Source organism: Sphingobacterium nematocida (assembly GCF_900168125.1).
GTDB classification, from domain to species: domain Bacteria; phylum Bacteroidota; class Bacteroidia; order Sphingobacteriales; family Sphingobacteriaceae; genus Sphingobacterium; species Sphingobacterium nematocida.
Map to the genome: position 1 here is coordinate 501500 of NZ_FUZF01000001.1, position 15878 is coordinate 517377.

The window sequence follows — 15878 nt, forward strand, 5'->3', positions numbered from 1 at the left end:
AATTTAATTTAATCAATACCAAACGATTAGGCTTTATTTATATTTAAAACTGATAGACTAGACCCGCTGCAAGTCCACCATGAAATGTATTATTATTCGTATTACTTTTCCACAGATTCCAGACAGGTTTTGCATCTTGGTCTGAAACCTCAGCCGCCTGCGAATAATTTATAGATGGTGCTATGTAAACACGGATATGTGAGGATAGTAGCAACGATGGAATAACTTGTAATGAGGTACGAGAGGCGTCCTTCCATCTCAATTCCTTGTCCATATGCATTCTTTGAGTTAATTCAGCAGATAACACAAACTTATTCTTTTCCATCAGATTAGCACCTAGACCGACATCTACTGCATACTTAAAAACATCATGATCAAGATAAGTCCCTGCACCTAAAATACTGTACAAAACCCTCCCACCGGACTTAAAGCTCATCCCCAGATAACCACTCTCATCAACAGTCAAAGCAAGTTGCTTCTGTCCATTCTTTATCCAATTGAAGATTGCTATCGGATAGTCACTACTATCTGCAATATTAATTAAGGAAGCCAACTGTATCCCCCTCACTTTCTTTGCAATATTCATCACGCCTGCTACTTGATTACCAACAGATTTATGCGCGATATTAATTCCACCTGCCATTTGTATTCCAATCGCCTCGTTTGCCCTATTCATCACACCGGCAAGCTGATATTGTACCGTGTCTTTTATATAATTTATACCCCCTGCAATCTGCCCTCCTCTAGCCTCGACTCCCATGTTCATAACACCTGCCAACTGTATTCCCCTTACGGTATCTACCTTATTCCAACCGCCAGCGAGTTGCACACCGTTTAGATTCCGCAACACGACGTTGCCTACGCCCCCCATCTGGACGCCAGATACATCTCCTCCGACAACATTTACCCCCCCAGCCATTTGCAGTCCCTTAACCTTATATTGGTTTAAATTAAAAACACCAGCAAACTCTACTCCATCCACACCTGCCGTCGCGCCACCAAGTATATTGATGGACACTTTATTCACAATCTGAGAATTGAAAAAACCGTGTGTACTTAACCCCGGAGTCAATGACATCTGATACGGACTATAGATAAAAAAACCGCCGAGATTTGCACTCTGTATACGTTGAGATGTATTGGTAAAAGCCGCACCTAAAAACGTTCTATAAATATTCCGATTAGAGTCGACCAACACATAATACCCCTCCTTTTTCATTTTATATTTTTTTGCTACATCGATCGGCAACAACAAAATAAGTGTCGTATCTCTGTAGTTCTCTTTATTAAGGCCAATAACGACTCTGTTATCTGGTCTTTTAACATCTAGTTCAAAGAATCCATCTCTATCGGTAAGCGTTGCATTCAAGTAAGTTTCTTTGTCGTAAACACTGGCAAAAGACAGGGGCCTGTTACTGCGAAGATCCCTCACATACCCCGAAATCATGGTTTTATGGTTTTGCTTATGATCTATATCGACTTGATCCACCACCATACGCCAGTCCGAGCGATTGATAATAATGTGGGTAGCTGTTTCTTTAAATGAATACCGTTGTCCCAAAACGGATTCCAAATAATCAATCAATATGCCTTCGTATGCTTTAGCCGAAATCACACTATCTGGATTTAACAGTTGACTATTATACGAAAACAACAGCCCCTCATCCTGTCTCAATTCTTCCATAAATTGTCCTACTGTTATTTTTTCATAGGGAGGAACCTGTATCTTCCGGGCTAGCTTTGCCTGGGAATAGGCAGAAAGTTGTATCAAAACCAAGATAGAAAAAGTAATAAAAAGCTTCGTCCTCGATATAAAATAGATGATCAACTTGACACTCCTAATAAACTGGCACATAATATAGTTATCCTTTAATATAATATACATTTCCTTTTTTTTCTATTTTCAATTCAAAAGTCTTCAGTATCACATCCAACATCTCATTCAGTGTCTGCTTTTCGAACGTGGCAGTGTACCTCAAAGCTTTATTACTTTCGTTGACCAACACGAATTTTTTATCAAATGCCTTCCCCAACACTTCAAAAACCCTATTTAACGGTGTATTTTCAAAAATAAATTCTTGGTGGAGATAGTATTTGTACAACTGATCAGGCACAATATCTACCTTAGGCTTAGTACATAGTGTGTCTTTGATTACAACTCTTTCATTTGGGCGTAACCGTACACTATTTAACCCATGATCGACTTGTACCGAACCTGTCGAAACAATCACTTCTGTCTCGTCATCTGATCTTCTTACATGAAAACTGGTGCCTAACACCGTAATCGTACTCTTACCACTCTGAATGACAAAAGGTTGGGTTGTATCTTTTTTTACATCAAAGAAAACCTCCCCTTTCGACAATCTTACTTTACGTTCCTTATCCAACCAATCCTTCTTGTAATCCAATACGGTTAGCTTGTTGAGGTACACCCTACTACCATCTGGAAGACTAGCTTGCTGAAGTGTATGATCTGAACTAAGGGACAAATCTGCTGACAGTGTCCATCGCAGCACGGCCCAGGAAGATAAAAACAAAACAATAACTGCTGCACCAAGCCCCCACGAGTAACCGAGATTACGTCTTTTTGCTTTTTTCAGTTTCACGACATTATTCCTAGCCTGGTCTCTAAGTTTTACAAAATCTGACCAAGCTCGATCCACATCCACCTCAGGACTAACATTTGAGCTACCACTCCACTCCCATATCTTTTTCATATCTGTAAACTCTTTTTGGTGGTTAGAATCCTCTTTAATCCAAGCTTCAACAGCCGATCGCTGTTCTTTATTCAAATCCCCCGTTATATACTTTACTAAATGTTCCTTATTCATAATCCATTGATTAACAAAATGACAATGATATTCAAATAATCTGCTAGATGAATACGTAGATGCCGGAGAGCTTTCGTCATGTGCCCCTCTACTGTTTTTAGCGACAGCTCCAAAACCGCTGCAATCTCATGGTACTTCAATTCCTGAAAACGACTCATCTCAAATACGACCCTACTCTTTTCGGGCAACTTGGACAGCGCCACATGCAATTGATTCTTCAACTCCTTGTCAGCCCCATCGATATAGGTTTCTACATTTCCGTGCTGCTGTTGGTGGGTCGCATAGCGCTGCTTTAAGTGTCCTCTTTTTATAACATTCAGACATTCGTAATAAACCGATTTATACAGATATGATTTAACTGAGGTATGGATTACATTCTCCCAATCTCGCTCCCAAAATCGCAAGAAAACTTGCTGTACAGCCTCTTCTGCCGTGTCCGAATCATCAAGAATCTTGTAGGCATAACCATGCAAAGCTTTAAAGTGCTCCCTAAATACCTGTTCAAAATTTGTTTCTTTTTGCAAAGACATACATTTAATTAATTAACCATTAACTGTCATTTATACTAACAAGACAGTTCTATCGCGCTATACCCTTATATTTTTTTTCTTTTTTATCATTCTTTAAAAGAAAGAAACTAGTCCTAAATTAAAAGCAAGGGTATAATCACTTTTAGTTGTCAAAACTATAAAAAGTAATGTTATGCTACTACTCTTGTTATTCATGATTCCTCTCTTGCTGACAGCAATCGTTAGTTACGTCCTTATGACTTTAATCCGATTAGTACATGAACATACCGAAGACTAAATCAACCATGAACAAAATATATAATTTTTCAGGATTTCTCATAGGCAAGGTATTTCGATACCGGAGCGAAGTGGTCACTCAGAATCTAGCTCGTTCTTTGCCTCTGAGCAAATACAGCGAGTTATCGTATCAATACCAACGTTTTTATCGAAACATGAGTCGCATAATACTCGAAGTATTATTTCCAAATCGCCCTCAATTGATTATTAGTTCCGAAATGTACCGTACCCTGCACCAGATCCACCAACAGCAACGGAATATCATTTTGATGCTGGGCCATTATGGCAATTGGGAAATCTTAGGTAAACTTCCATTACACCTAGATATCCCAATACAATCGCTCTATAAGCCGGTAAAAAACAAGTGGATCAACCGATTATTGCTAAACAGGCGTCAGCAATATGGAGTACAACTCCTCCCTGCCGATCAGGCTGCAAAAAAACTTCTTGGCTCCCGTTCCTCTCCCGCCATAACGTTATTCATCGCGGATCAGTTTCCCGGAAAAGGAAATGGCTTGGAAATCGATTTCTTAAGCCAGTCTACTCATATGTTTATGGGGCCAGAACGAATAGCCCGTCGGATCGATGCCTATGTCGCTTATATAGAACTCCGCCCTATAGACACTTACAAATGGAAAGCCTATCTGCATCCAATCTCCACGCATGCTGCCAAAAGCACGGTAGGACAAATTACCCGATCTTTTACCCGAAAACTGGAAAGCAGTATCCTTCAAGACCCCACCTGGTGGTTATGGTCTCACAAGCGATGGAAATAAATATAAAAAAGTTAAGGGTATACTTTAGTTAGACTATCATATTAATAAAGAAACTACAAAAATATATTAAAACAATAACAATGAAAAAACAATTAACGTACGGTCTGCTTTTAGCAGCAATGGGATTCGGTCTTAATCAGGAAACTAAAGCACAAGAGGTTGACTTTGGCATCAAATTCGGTGGCCAGTATCATATGCCATCTTTTGGAGCAGACATAGTGAAAACTTCTGATTCAAAATTCGGTTTCGAAGCAGGCGCATTTGTACGCACTAAAGAACGTCTCTATGGTCAGGCAGATTTAGGAATGTCTTTCTACAAATATGCTTACAGTATCAACAATACCAAATACACGCCAAAATTCTATCAGTTGAACTTGCCTATCCAACTTGGATATCGTGTGATAGAATCAGACAAGCTCACGTTGCGAACAGCCATCGGAGCACAGCTAAACTATCAGTTAAAGAAAAACAAGGCATATACCAATAATTTCAATACAGTAACCTACGATGGGTTAATCAATATCGGCACCGATATCAAGCAATTTTCCATCGATCTGAAATACAACCACGGCATCAACAAGCTGAGCAAAGAGCTTGACGCCAAAAACAGATTCCTAGGTCTATCTGTTGGTTATAGATTTTAATACAAAAGGGAGGCGATATTAACGCCTCCCTTTTGTATTAAGAAGTCTCATTTTTTTTTCCAAACTTTACCTGTGTTAAATTAAACTCAGGTATTATATGTTTTCTGCACACACTTATCAGTCCCGAAGGACTGAGCTTCAAAAACAGGTTTCAGAAGGTATCCTCCTTTTCTTAGGGAATATTGAAAACCCTATCAATTTCGAACACAATGTATATCCTTTTCGCCAAGACAGTACGTTCTTGTACTACTTCGGCATTCAAGCTCCTCGCATAGCAGCTATTATAGATATCGACCAAAATAAAACCATTATTTTTGGAGATGAACTATCCATAGATGCTATTGTATGGATGGGACAGCAGGAGTCTTTATATGAAAAGTCATTAAAATCAGGGGTGCAAGAGACCTTGCCATTCCAGCAACTATCTTCCTATGTACAGCAGGCGCAAAAAGGCAACCGAACGGTACATTACCTCCCTCCCTATCAAGCCATAAACAAACTATTACTTAGTGAATTACTCCATATAAGTATCGCAAGCATTACACCTTCAGCACCTTTTATTCAGGCAGTGGTAGCACAACGGTCCATCAAAGAAGTACAAGAAATCAACGAAATCGAAAAAGCACTGCATGTATCTGCGGAGATGCATCTATTAGCCATGCGCATGGCAAAACCAGGAATGCAAGAATTGCATGTTGCTAATGCTGTACAACACTATGCTTATGACCAGAACTGCCGCTTTGCCTACCCTCCCATTGTAACCGTACATGGAGAAATTCTCCACAATGCTTATCAACAACATTACTTAAAACAAGGAGATCTCCTACTTAATGATTCAGGTGCCGAGACCGCTATGGGCTATGCCGGAGACCTCACCCGTACATTTCCGGTAAGTTTGAGTTTTTCCGCTCGGCAGCGCGACCTATACAACATCGTACTCAAGGCCTTTGAAGAAGCAAGAGACAGTATGAAACCCGGAGTAAGATTTAAAGATATACACCTACTCGCTGCCAGACATCTTGTCGAGGGACTGATAGGTGTCGGCTTAATGAAAGGTAACCCCGAAGAAGCTGTACAGGCTCATGCGCATACCCTATTTTTTCAATGTGGTCTAGGACATATGATGGGGCTTGATGTACACGATATGGAAGATCTAGGCGAACAATACGTAGGCTATACCGAAGATGAGCCCAAAGATACCCATACTTTTGGTCTAAAATCCCTTCGACTAGGCCGCAAATTAGAAACAGGGTTTGTATTGACTGTCGAGCCTGGAATCTACATCATTCCTGAACTAATTGACATCTGGAAAAAGGAAAATAAACTTTCCCAATTTATCAATTACGACTTGTTGGAGACCTATCGCGACTTTGGTGGTATACGCATCGAAGACAACTTCCTGATTACTGCCGATGGTTTCCGTTTATTAGGTCCAGAATTAATAAAATCAGCAAAGGATATTGAAAACTATAGATCAAATCATGCGCAATAAAACAAATTTACTTTTTATAGCCGTACTAACCATCCATCTCTTACAGACGCTATCTACCGCTGCACAGACGCAGTGGACTGACGACGGCAAAGGTTATTATGACTTCTCTAAAGATGGTGTCGTAGTCATTAACTTACTTAACCCACAAAAAAAAGAGGTATTTCTTGCAGCAAAAGACCTTACCCCCGCTGGACAAGGTGCGCCATTGGAAGTTCAAAGCTTCCAGCTATCTCCTGATAAAAACACCCTGCTTCTTTTTGTAAATACCAAGCGAGTGTGGCGTGAAAATACACGTGGAGATTATTGGTTATACAGCTTAGACAAAAAGACCTTGACACAGGTGGGTAAAGGGCTAGCCGAATCGTCCTTAATGTTTGCAAAGTTCTCTCCTGATGGAAAGCAGGTGGCTTACGTATCTAAACATAATATCTACATCGAAAACATTAAAACACAGCAATACCAACAAATAACAAAAGACGGTACCGAACGTATGATCAACGGAACCTTTGACTGGGCTTATGAAGAAGAGTTTGGAACAAAGGATGGATTCCGCTGGTCGTCAGACGGAAATAAGATTGCTTTTTGGAAGCAGGACGCCAAAGACACCCGGCATTTTTACATGATCAATAATACAGACAGTCTTTATTCTTTCATCATTCCGGTAGAATATCCAAAAGTAGGTCTTAAACCTTCGGCAACTTCCCTTTGGGTTTACGATCTAAAGAACAGCTCTACAAAGCAACTTCGCGTACCGGGAGATCCTAGCCAACACTATATTCCACGTATGGAGTGGACATTAGATTCAAAGTCAGTTATTTTACAACAGTTAAACCGCAAACAGAACGAAAGCAAGATCATCCTTGCAGATGCAAACTCTGGAGAGACCCACACCATACATACAGAAACTGACAAAGCATGGGTTGATATCAAGGCACGCTGGAACAATGGCGATCCGAGTGGTTGGGATTGGGTTGACGGAGGGAAAGCGTTTATTTGGCTATCTGAAAAGTCAGGTTGGAGACAGATTTATAAAATAGATCTACAAGGAAAAGAGACGCTATTGAGTAAAGATGATTTTGATATCATTCAGATAGACCGCATCGATCCGCTATCCAAAAGCATTTATTTTAGCGCTTCACCAGAAAATGCCACGCAAAAACACCTATACCTACTTCCTTTCTCAGGCGGAAAGGCAAAACGTCTTACCCCCAAGGAACTAAAAGGTACAAATAAGTACAATATATCTCCAAACGGAAAAATAGCGATCTTGACAAAGAGTAGTAGTACCTACTATGGTGAAGGATCGATCATTTCACTTCCCGATCACACAGAACTCGTACCGGCACAACAGGAGGTTTATGCCGATAGTCAATCTGCTAAAACTGAATTCTTCCAAATCACCACTATTGATGGAATCACGCTCGATGGCTGGATGGTCAAACCGAAGAACTTTGATCCGCAAAAGAAATATCCTATTGTATTTTATGTGTATGGCGAACCGGCCTCACAGACTGTCACAGATAACTTCTATACGGGCAAAAACTTTCTCTATGCCGGAGATATGGCCGAAGATGGCTATCTCTATGTCTCACTGGAAAACCGAGGTGCACCGGCTCCCCGCGGAAGAGATTGGCGCAAGTCAATTTACAGAAACATCGGTATAATCAATATTAGAGATCAAGCCATGGGTGCCAAAGAGGTCTTCAAATGGGGATTTGTAGACACAACCCGAGTTGCAGTATGGGGATGGTCTGGCGGTGGTGCGTCCACACTAAATTTGCTGGGGCAATACCCCGAAATCTACCAAACAGGAATCTCAATAGCACCGGTTACCAATCAATTGCTCTACGACAATATCTATCAGGAACGCTATATGGGCCTACCACAAGAAAATGAAGCAGACTTTATAAAAGGATCTGCACTGTCGTATGCAAAAAATGTTAGGGGCAATCTGTTGTTGATCCATGGGACTGGCGATGACAATGTGCACTATCAAAATGCTGAAGTATACATCAATGAATTGATCAAACATAAAATTCCATTTGATATGATGGCCTACCCTAACCGTAGTCATTCGATCAACGAAGGGGAAGGTACCTCGGCACATTTGTCTCATCTATTTACCCGATATCTACGACAACACTGTCCTCCTGGAGCCAAGCAATAACGATTATAAAACTTGTCAGATGGCAAGTTTTATTTGCTTCAAACTGATTATTATTGTCTTGTCAAAAATTTCATAACCATGAAAAAGCTATTTAAGGAACAATGTCGGAACTGTCTAAAATTGGTAATTGCTGTATCCTGCTTGGCAACCATGTCATTACCAAAGTCTTTTGCGTCTTCTAATAGAGGCGATCTAAATCGGATAATCCAAAATCAAACTACACAAAAGCTCGTCACACAAGATAGTAGCGATTTAAGCAAGCTTATACAATACTATCAGGAGACCAGCATTGCTTTGCAAAACAGTATTTCTGGGCTGAGTAACGAACAATTACGATTCAAAACCGATGAAAACCATTGGTCGGTTAGCCAATGCCTAGAGCACATTATCCTAACGGAGAGAATGCTTTTTGGCATGATCCAACAACAACTAGAAAAAGATTCGCAGCTGGATTCTAAAAGTCAGCGTAGTCAGACTGATGAGGAAATTGTAAAGACAATTACTAATCGAAGCCAAAAATTCCAAGCACCGGAAACACTACAACCCAAAGGGCAATACGAGACCACAAATGCAGCTTGGGAAGATTTCAGCAAAGAACGCAATTTGATAACTGATTACATAAAAAAAGCCGATATTGTTAAGTTACGTAGTCATTTGAGTAAATACCCAACTGGCGTTGCAGATGGATATCAAAGTCTACTATTTCTTGCTGCACATACAGCAAGACACACAGCACAGATTCAAGAGATAAAATCTAATGCTAATTTCCCAAAGTAATTTAGAGGTTATACTTGCTATTTTGATTTAAAGCTTGTAACTTTATTATCAAGGTGGTATAACTATCCCAGTGTTATCACCTTGCTTATAAATCTAAGTACATGAGAAAATTCAAATTAGACCAAACGTTGGTACCTGTAGCAATGTTATTATTAATTGTTGGGATGACAAGTAGTGATACCTATATTAAGTTTACATTGATGGGAATATCTATACTCCTAAATTTCACAGCGCTATTGATCAATACCCAGCAGATTAAAAACAAAGAATAAAACTTCTTCATAGGAGAAAGCATACGTGCAATAGTTTTTTTTAGCTTATTGTCTATCTTTGTTATCCCAATGGAAACAGCACAAAAAAGAACCATAGCACAGCAGAAACAACGCAGCATTCTTCTACTTATTGGTATATATATTACCCTATTCTTTCTTCTCATTCTCTTATTTCCAAAGGAGAATGATATGGTTTACATTCCGCTCTACTATCTTGCGGCCGTTACCGTATTACAGTTCAGTTATATTCTGTATTACAAGTTTCCCTTTAAATCCTGGCCTGTAGGATTATTAATTGTACTTATATTACTATTATCCCTTTTCATAGCTTTTAGTGTTTATATTACGGGATTAGCAGCTGCTTACCAACATTAGTACAATGAATGCATTAAACAAAGTTTATATCTTTCTGATAGCCATCATTCTTGGCAGCACGGTGTTCCAGATACAAAGAACAAATCAAAAAGTTAATTATCGGACCGGTTGTTTCTCCGCAATTCCACTCCACGTACGAAGTCTATACTTTTCGGACAAGCGCACGGACGAACTCGGTCATTTTTATGATCCGTATTCCGATTATTTTGCATGGGGGCAGGTCAATCAACATTTTGATAACAACCGTATCGACATTCCCGACAGTCTACATATCAAGTACCTTTCCTACACAGATTCTTTGTTTTACGGCACCACGATTCCATTAAATGCAGCTAGTCCCATTTGGGAGAAGTACAAAACCTCTCCGGAATTGCTCATTTTCACACTAGGAATAGCAGACAAAGGAATAATTAAGCTATGGTGTTCGAGCAAATCATTGGGCACACGACTTATTCTTTCCAAAAGACTGCCTGTCATCCGTCCTCAAGCAGAAGACCTATATTACAACAAGCCTCTTTCTGAAACACAGTATATCTCTGAGATCTTTGGTCTACTCGATGATAGCATCAAAAATAATATTAGACAAAACCTCTATAAAAAAGATTACAGTGATAGTATTAATTATCAAACTCCTGACTATTTTTTAAAATAGAACCTTTGATTTACCTATAAATATTCGCTTAATGCGAGTAGCTTTTAAGGAAGATTTTGTAGTTTTATGGCCAATAAATAAGCGAATCAACTATGCAGGGTTCGTGTCATCGGTAGCCCATACAACTACTTATAATATAATAAGAACTGCATGCCTTAAATATGCCTATAGGGAGCAGATTATACATTCCCTAATTTTGAAAATTAATGATCGTGATTGTTGTTCAATCTGTAATGATCGTTATAAGGTAAACACTTATGTCAATTAAAAATACCAAAATAGCTATTCCAGCTGCACTTCTCTCTATGGCCTGTGTGCAGGGAGGGGCCTCTATCGCAAAACAATTATTCCCAGCCATAGGTGCCATCGGCACCAGCACTTTACGCATCGGATTATCAGCCCTATTGCTTACGTTGATCAATCGACCCAAGTTTTCCAAATTCACAAGACAGCAATGGTTATATGCCGCCTTATATGGAATTGGTATCGCGGCAATGAATCTTATTTTCTATATGGCCATACAACGTATTCCGCTAGGGCTAGCAGTCACGGTCGAATTTGTAGGCCCGCTTTTTCTGGCTTTGGCTCTTTCACGCAAGCTTCTCGATATCGCATGGGCCCTCTTGGCCTGTATAGGGATATTGTTAATTGTCCCCTGGACAAACAGTGACATCGATCTAATAGGTCTAGGACTGGCATTGCTGGCCGGCATATTCTGGGCAATGTATATCGTTATGGGCGGTAAGGTATCAAAAGTCATGGAGGGCAAAGATGCTGTCACCACAGGAATGCTATTTGCAACTTTGATCATCATTCCATTCTCTCTTTGGGACGGAGCTATTTTCCATGTTACACCATTACTATTACTTAAGGGATTGGGGGTAGCTATCTTCTCCAGTGCTCTTCCATTTTCTTTAGATTTCATAGCACTAAAACGTCTTCCCGCCAAAACCTTCAGTATCTTAACAAGCTTACAACCTGCTTTTGCGGCCTTCTCAGGATTACTTTTTCTTCATGAAGCCCTTACTTTCTCACAATGGATATCCATCTGTTGTGTAGTAGCAGCTAGTATGGGTACGACCATTTTCAGCAAGGAATAGGTAGTAACTCCCCTATTACAAGTTTTACTATTATTATGGAAAAGATACCACAATCACCCAAAGTCGTGATTACCGGAGGGCCGGGAATGGGCAAAACAACCATCATCACGGCAATGTCGGCTCAAGGATACAATTGTATTCCTGAAGTGGGTCGCCGGATAATACAGCAACAAATATGCGTTCAGGGCAACAAACTACCTTGGGTAGATCCACTTGCTTTTGCTCAGACCATGTTCGAACATGCGGTGATTGATTACGAAAACTGCAATCAAAGCCATATCAATGCACCTATTTTCTTTGATCGGGGTATACCAGACGTCATGGGATATTTAACGCTCTCCGGTTTAGAGATACCCGATCAGATCTTAGATGCTGCAAAAAAATATACATATTTCCCCAAGGTGTTTATTACTCCACCTTGGGAAGACATATATGTCAACGACACCGAGCGAAAACAAAGTTTCGACGAAGCAATAGCTACCTATCTCACTATGGAACAAACTTATATAAAATTAGGATATACCCTAATTAATATTCCCAGAGTCAGTGTTAGCGAACGTGTTCGATTCATCCTATCCCAGATCAGCCAAAATTGAATCACCTAATCAAAATTTGAGCGCTGTATACGCACCGCATTCAGAATTGCAAGCAAAGCTACCCCTACATCTGCAAATACAGCCTCCCACATCGTGGCCAAGCCCCCAGCCCCTAATACAAGAACAATAGCCTTTACAGCAAAAGCCAATACAATATTTTGCCATACAATCCGCTTTGTCTTCTTTCCGATACGTATTGCTATTGGGATCTTACTTGGTCTATCATCCTGTATGACTACATCAGCAGTCTCAATAGTAGCATCGCTACCCAATCCCCCCATAGCTATCCCGACATCACTGAGTGCCACTACAGGAGCATCATTGACACCATCACCGACGAATGCGACAGATTCGCCCTTATCTTTAATCTCCTCGACCCGCTTCACTTTGTCTTCTGGCAACAAATCCCCGAAAGCATGATCTATCCCCAGTTCTTTAGCGACATACTGTACTACCGAGCTCTTATCTCCACTCAACATCGTTGCTTTCACCCCACTATTGTGCAGCTGTCTAATCGTTGTTAAGGCGTCATCTTTGATCCGGTCTGCGATAGTGATATAGCCCACAAACTGTTTTCCATAAGCGATAGCGATAACCGTAAAGACGATAGAGGCAGGATTTATATCATAGTCGATGGCAAACTTGTCCATCAATCTAAAATTCCCTACTAGTAGCTCTTTCCCTTTCACTGTTGCCTTCAGGCCATGTCCGGCTATCTCTTCGACATCTTCGAGTATTAAAGTATGATCCAGCTCGCCTACGTAATTATGAATAGCTGTTGCTACAGGATGTGAACTTTTACTTTCTAAGATATTGACCATAGCCAAAATTTCCTTTTTGTCAAATTCATCTGCAATCTCCACCTCCTGTACCTCGAAAACACCTTCAGTCATGGTACCGGTTTTGTCCATCACCACATTTTGTATATCCGCTAGAATATCCAAAAAGTTGGATCCTTTAATCAAAATTCCGTTACGGCTAGCGGCCCCAATTCCGCCAAAGTAACCTAAGGGAATAGAAATCACTAAGGCACAAGGGCAGGAAATCACTAAAAACACCAGTGCTCTGTATAACCAAGTTACAAATTGATAGTCCGCGACAAATAGTGCCGGTAATAATGCGATACCTACAGCCAAAAAGACGACAATGGGTGTATATATCTTTGCAAACTTAGAGATAAACAATTCCGTGGGGGCCTTTTTGCTACTGGCATTCTGCACCATCTCCAAGATTTTACTCAGTTTACTATCTGCGTATGCTGTAGTAACCAAGACATTGACCAAAGTATTTAGATTGATCATACCTGCCAACACCGGTTCGCCCTCATACTTTGTATCTGGTTTACTCTCTCCCGTCAATGCAGCAGTATTAAATACCGCTTGTTCACTCATCAAGATGCCATCCAAGCCCAATTTTTCCCCGGGTTTAAGTTGTAAAACATCGTTTATTTCCACGTCTTTCGCTTTGATCTGTTGTGCTACCCCGTTGCGTATCACCGTAGCCTCATCTGGTCTTTGATCCAATAAAGCCTTTATATTGGATTTGGCACGAGAGACTGCCAATGTCTGAAAGCTTTCTCCTACCGCATAAAATAACATCACAGCTACCCCTTCTGGATATTCGCCAATAGCAAAAGCACCAAGCGTCGCGATCCCCATTAGAAAAAACTCCGAGAAAAAATTACCCCGGAGGATATTTACGAGAGCATCCTTTAACACCGGTAGACCGACGGGTATATAAGCGACCACATACCAGAGTAACCTTATCCAGCCCTTGAACCATTCCTGCGGAAAGTAATTATCGATTCCCAAGGCAATCAATAGCAAAACCAAACTAAGGATAGAGGGCATAAATAATTTTAAATAATTGCCATCCGTAGTGTCATGACTATGATCATGTCCATCATGATCGTCAACCTCCGAATTCTTAATTACATCATGTGAACAGCAACCTGTGACCTGTGCATTTTTATTAGTCCGTACCATAGAGGCTGCCCCTGCGTTATCATATATCTTTTCAGTCTGGTTACAACAAAGCTGTCTCCCCATTTCATCATACCTATGTTTATGTTCTTCCATACTCTAAATTTATCAAATCAGTTTACATTAATGTGAATGGCCACCTGTGTTGCTTAATTTAGCATTGATAAAGAATGCTCCTTTTGTGACTACCTGCGTATCTTTTGCCAATTCAGATACCGGTGTTATCGCTGTGTACCCAAGCTCTGAGACTCCTTTAGCTACTTCGATCTTCTCAAAATTGATTGATTCTTCCTTCTTGGTATCCGCTGCATGACTATGCCCGTGACCTTCTCCTTCTGCATGCGCATGCCCCTCTTCATCGTGATGCGCCTCCCCTTCTTTATCTGTCAAGACAAAAATATAATACTTACCATCTGCCTCGACGATGGCATCATTAGGTACTGCTAACAGCTTTTCTCCACTAAGGTCCAATAAGCCAATCGTATTCATACCATCGATCAATCCATCCTTATTACCTAGCACATTACAATGCACGGCGACAGACTTACTCTCATTTTCAAACGAAGCACCTATTCTAAAAACCTTTGCCTTATAAGTCATCCCCGGATTATTAGTCAATGTAAAATCAATTACTTGACCTATTTTCACTTTTGGAAGATCCTTTTCAAACACCTGTAGATCCAAATGAAGTAAACTATTATCCACGATCTCTATCACCGGCGAAGAGACATCAACATAACTACCGATTTTTGCAAACACATTGCTTACCGTTCCATTAATAGGACTTTTAACCAGCAAAGAAGATCTTAAATTCCCATTAGAAAGGTTCCCCACATCAATCCCCATTAATTCAATCTGCTGCTGCAGAGACGCTCTTCTAGTACGCAGTGTGTTCATTGTCGTTTTTGCTGCCTGTAGATTCTTCCCCGCTCCCGCATTCGAAGCGTTTAGCTCCTGCTGCCGTTGCAATTCCTGCTCCGCCAGTACGATCTGACTTAACACCGTCAGGTACTCTTCCTGCAACTGGATAAACTGAGGGTTAGTGATCGTGGCTATAGTCTGTCCCTTACGTACATAATCTCCCAATTGTACCGTAAGACTTTTGATCACTCCGCCATACAATGATGTTGCATTAGCCTTGTTATTATTAGGCACACTCAATTGACCATTGACCTTGATCGTTGAAGATAGATTTCGAAACTCCAGTCCCGACCAAATGATCCCTACTGAAGCGATCTGTTCCTTATTCAGCGATGCTATATTTGATTCCTCTTCTTCATGGCCAGCGGCTTCTTTCTCTTCTGTACCGGTGGGTTCTTTTCCGGTGTCCCCCGATTTATTACCTTTACAGGCAACAGTCAGAAGTAAAACTGCGATAATCGGTAGTATCTTTATATATAATTTCATC

General features: G+C 40.5%; 15 protein-coding genes. 10 read left to right on the plus strand and 5 right to left on the minus strand.

All coding sequences use genetic code 11. The annotated features are described in order from the left end of the window. Positions 1 to 43: 43 nt before the first annotated feature. From B5X76_RS02130 to B5X76_RS02140, 3 genes are read right to left on the minus strand one after another with little or no spacing between them, the layout of a single operon-like run. Entirely contained in the window at positions 44 to 1885 is a 1842-nt protein-coding gene (locus tag B5X76_RS02130) for a peptidase associated/transthyretin-like domain-containing protein (RefSeq protein ID WP_079640781.1), read from the minus strand. Further along, entirely contained in the window at positions 1863 to 2831 is a 969-nt protein-coding gene (locus B5X76_RS02135) for a FecR domain-containing protein (RefSeq protein ID WP_079640782.1), read from the minus strand. The genes B5X76_RS02130 and B5X76_RS02135 overlap by 23 nt, the downstream gene beginning before the upstream one ends. Beyond that, positions 2828 to 3361 carry an RNA polymerase sigma-70 factor gene (locus B5X76_RS02140; protein ID WP_079640783.1) on the minus strand — a complete coding sequence of 178 codons (534 nt, stop codon included), beginning with the start codon at positions 3359 to 3361 and terminating at the stop codon, positions 2828 to 2830. Before B5X76_RS02140 ends, B5X76_RS02135 begins: the two co-directional genes overlap by 4 nt. Positions 3362 to 3645: 284 nt before the next feature. Here B5X76_RS02140 and B5X76_RS02145 point away from each other — a divergent pair, with 284 nt between their 5' ends. The 10 genes from B5X76_RS02145 to B5X76_RS02185 all read left to right on the plus strand — a co-directional run bounded on the left by B5X76_RS02145 (position 3646) and on the right by B5X76_RS02185 (position 12488). After that, positions 3646 to 4413 carry a lysophospholipid acyltransferase family protein gene (locus tag B5X76_RS02145; protein ID WP_176140968.1) on the plus strand — a complete coding sequence of 256 codons (768 nt, stop codon included), beginning with the start codon at positions 3646 to 3648 and terminating at the stop codon, positions 4411 to 4413. Between the two features lie 80 nt (positions 4414 to 4493). Further along, on the plus strand, positions 4494 to 5057 hold the full coding sequence (locus B5X76_RS02150) for an outer membrane beta-barrel protein (RefSeq protein WP_079640785.1): 564 nt from the start codon (positions 4494 to 4496) through the stop codon (positions 5055 to 5057). A gap of 97 nt (positions 5058 to 5154) precedes the next feature. Beyond that, a complete protein-coding gene (locus tag B5X76_RS02155; protein ID WP_079640786.1) occupies positions 5155 to 6549 on the plus strand; it encodes an aminopeptidase P family protein in 1395 nt (464 codons plus the stop codon). Next, a complete protein-coding gene (locus tag B5X76_RS02160) occupies positions 6539 to 8716 on the plus strand; it encodes a S9 family peptidase (RefSeq protein ID WP_079640787.1) in 2178 nt (725 codons plus the stop codon). Before B5X76_RS02155 ends, B5X76_RS02160 begins: the two co-directional genes overlap by 11 nt. A gap of 78 nt (positions 8717 to 8794) precedes the next feature. Continuing rightward, positions 8795 to 9493: a DinB family protein gene (locus B5X76_RS02165; RefSeq protein ID WP_079640788.1), complete on the plus strand. Its 699-nt coding sequence runs from the start codon at positions 8795 to 8797 to the stop codon at positions 9491 to 9493. 101 nt (positions 9494 to 9594) lie between these two features. After that, positions 9595 to 9765 (plus strand): hypothetical protein, encoded by a 171-nt coding sequence (locus B5X76_RS21920; RefSeq protein WP_176140969.1) that lies wholly within the window; start codon positions 9595 to 9597, stop codon positions 9763 to 9765. A gap of 69 nt (positions 9766 to 9834) precedes the next feature. Next, complete coding sequence (locus tag B5X76_RS02170) at positions 9835 to 10140, plus strand: hypothetical protein (protein WP_079640789.1); 306 nt, start codon at positions 9835 to 9837, stop codon at positions 10138 to 10140. A gap of 4 nt (positions 10141 to 10144) precedes the next feature. Continuing rightward, on the plus strand, positions 10145 to 10792 hold the full coding sequence (locus B5X76_RS02175) for a DUF2931 family protein (protein WP_079640790.1): 648 nt from the start codon (positions 10145 to 10147) through the stop codon (positions 10790 to 10792). A 257-nt stretch (positions 10793 to 11049) separates the two neighbouring features. After that, positions 11050 to 11892, plus strand: a complete 843-nt coding sequence (locus B5X76_RS02180; protein WP_079640791.1) for an EamA family transporter — start codon at positions 11050 to 11052, stop codon at positions 11890 to 11892. 35 nt (positions 11893 to 11927) lie between these two features. Next, on the plus strand, positions 11928 to 12488 hold the full coding sequence (locus B5X76_RS02185; RefSeq protein WP_079640792.1) for an AAA family ATPase: 561 nt from the start codon (positions 11928 to 11930) through the stop codon (positions 12486 to 12488). 5 nt (positions 12489 to 12493) lie between these two features. Here the strand turns inward: B5X76_RS02185 and B5X76_RS02190 are convergent, their stop codons facing one another. Beyond that, positions 12494 to 14566 carry a heavy metal translocating P-type ATPase gene (locus B5X76_RS02190; RefSeq protein WP_079640793.1) on the minus strand — a complete coding sequence of 691 codons (2073 nt, stop codon included), beginning with the start codon at positions 14564 to 14566 and terminating at the stop codon, positions 12494 to 12496. A gap of 27 nt (positions 14567 to 14593) precedes the next feature. Next, a complete protein-coding gene (locus tag B5X76_RS02195) occupies positions 14594 to 15877 on the minus strand; it encodes an efflux RND transporter periplasmic adaptor subunit (protein WP_079640794.1) in 1284 nt (427 codons plus the stop codon). Between the last annotated feature and the right edge of the window lies 1 nt (position 15878).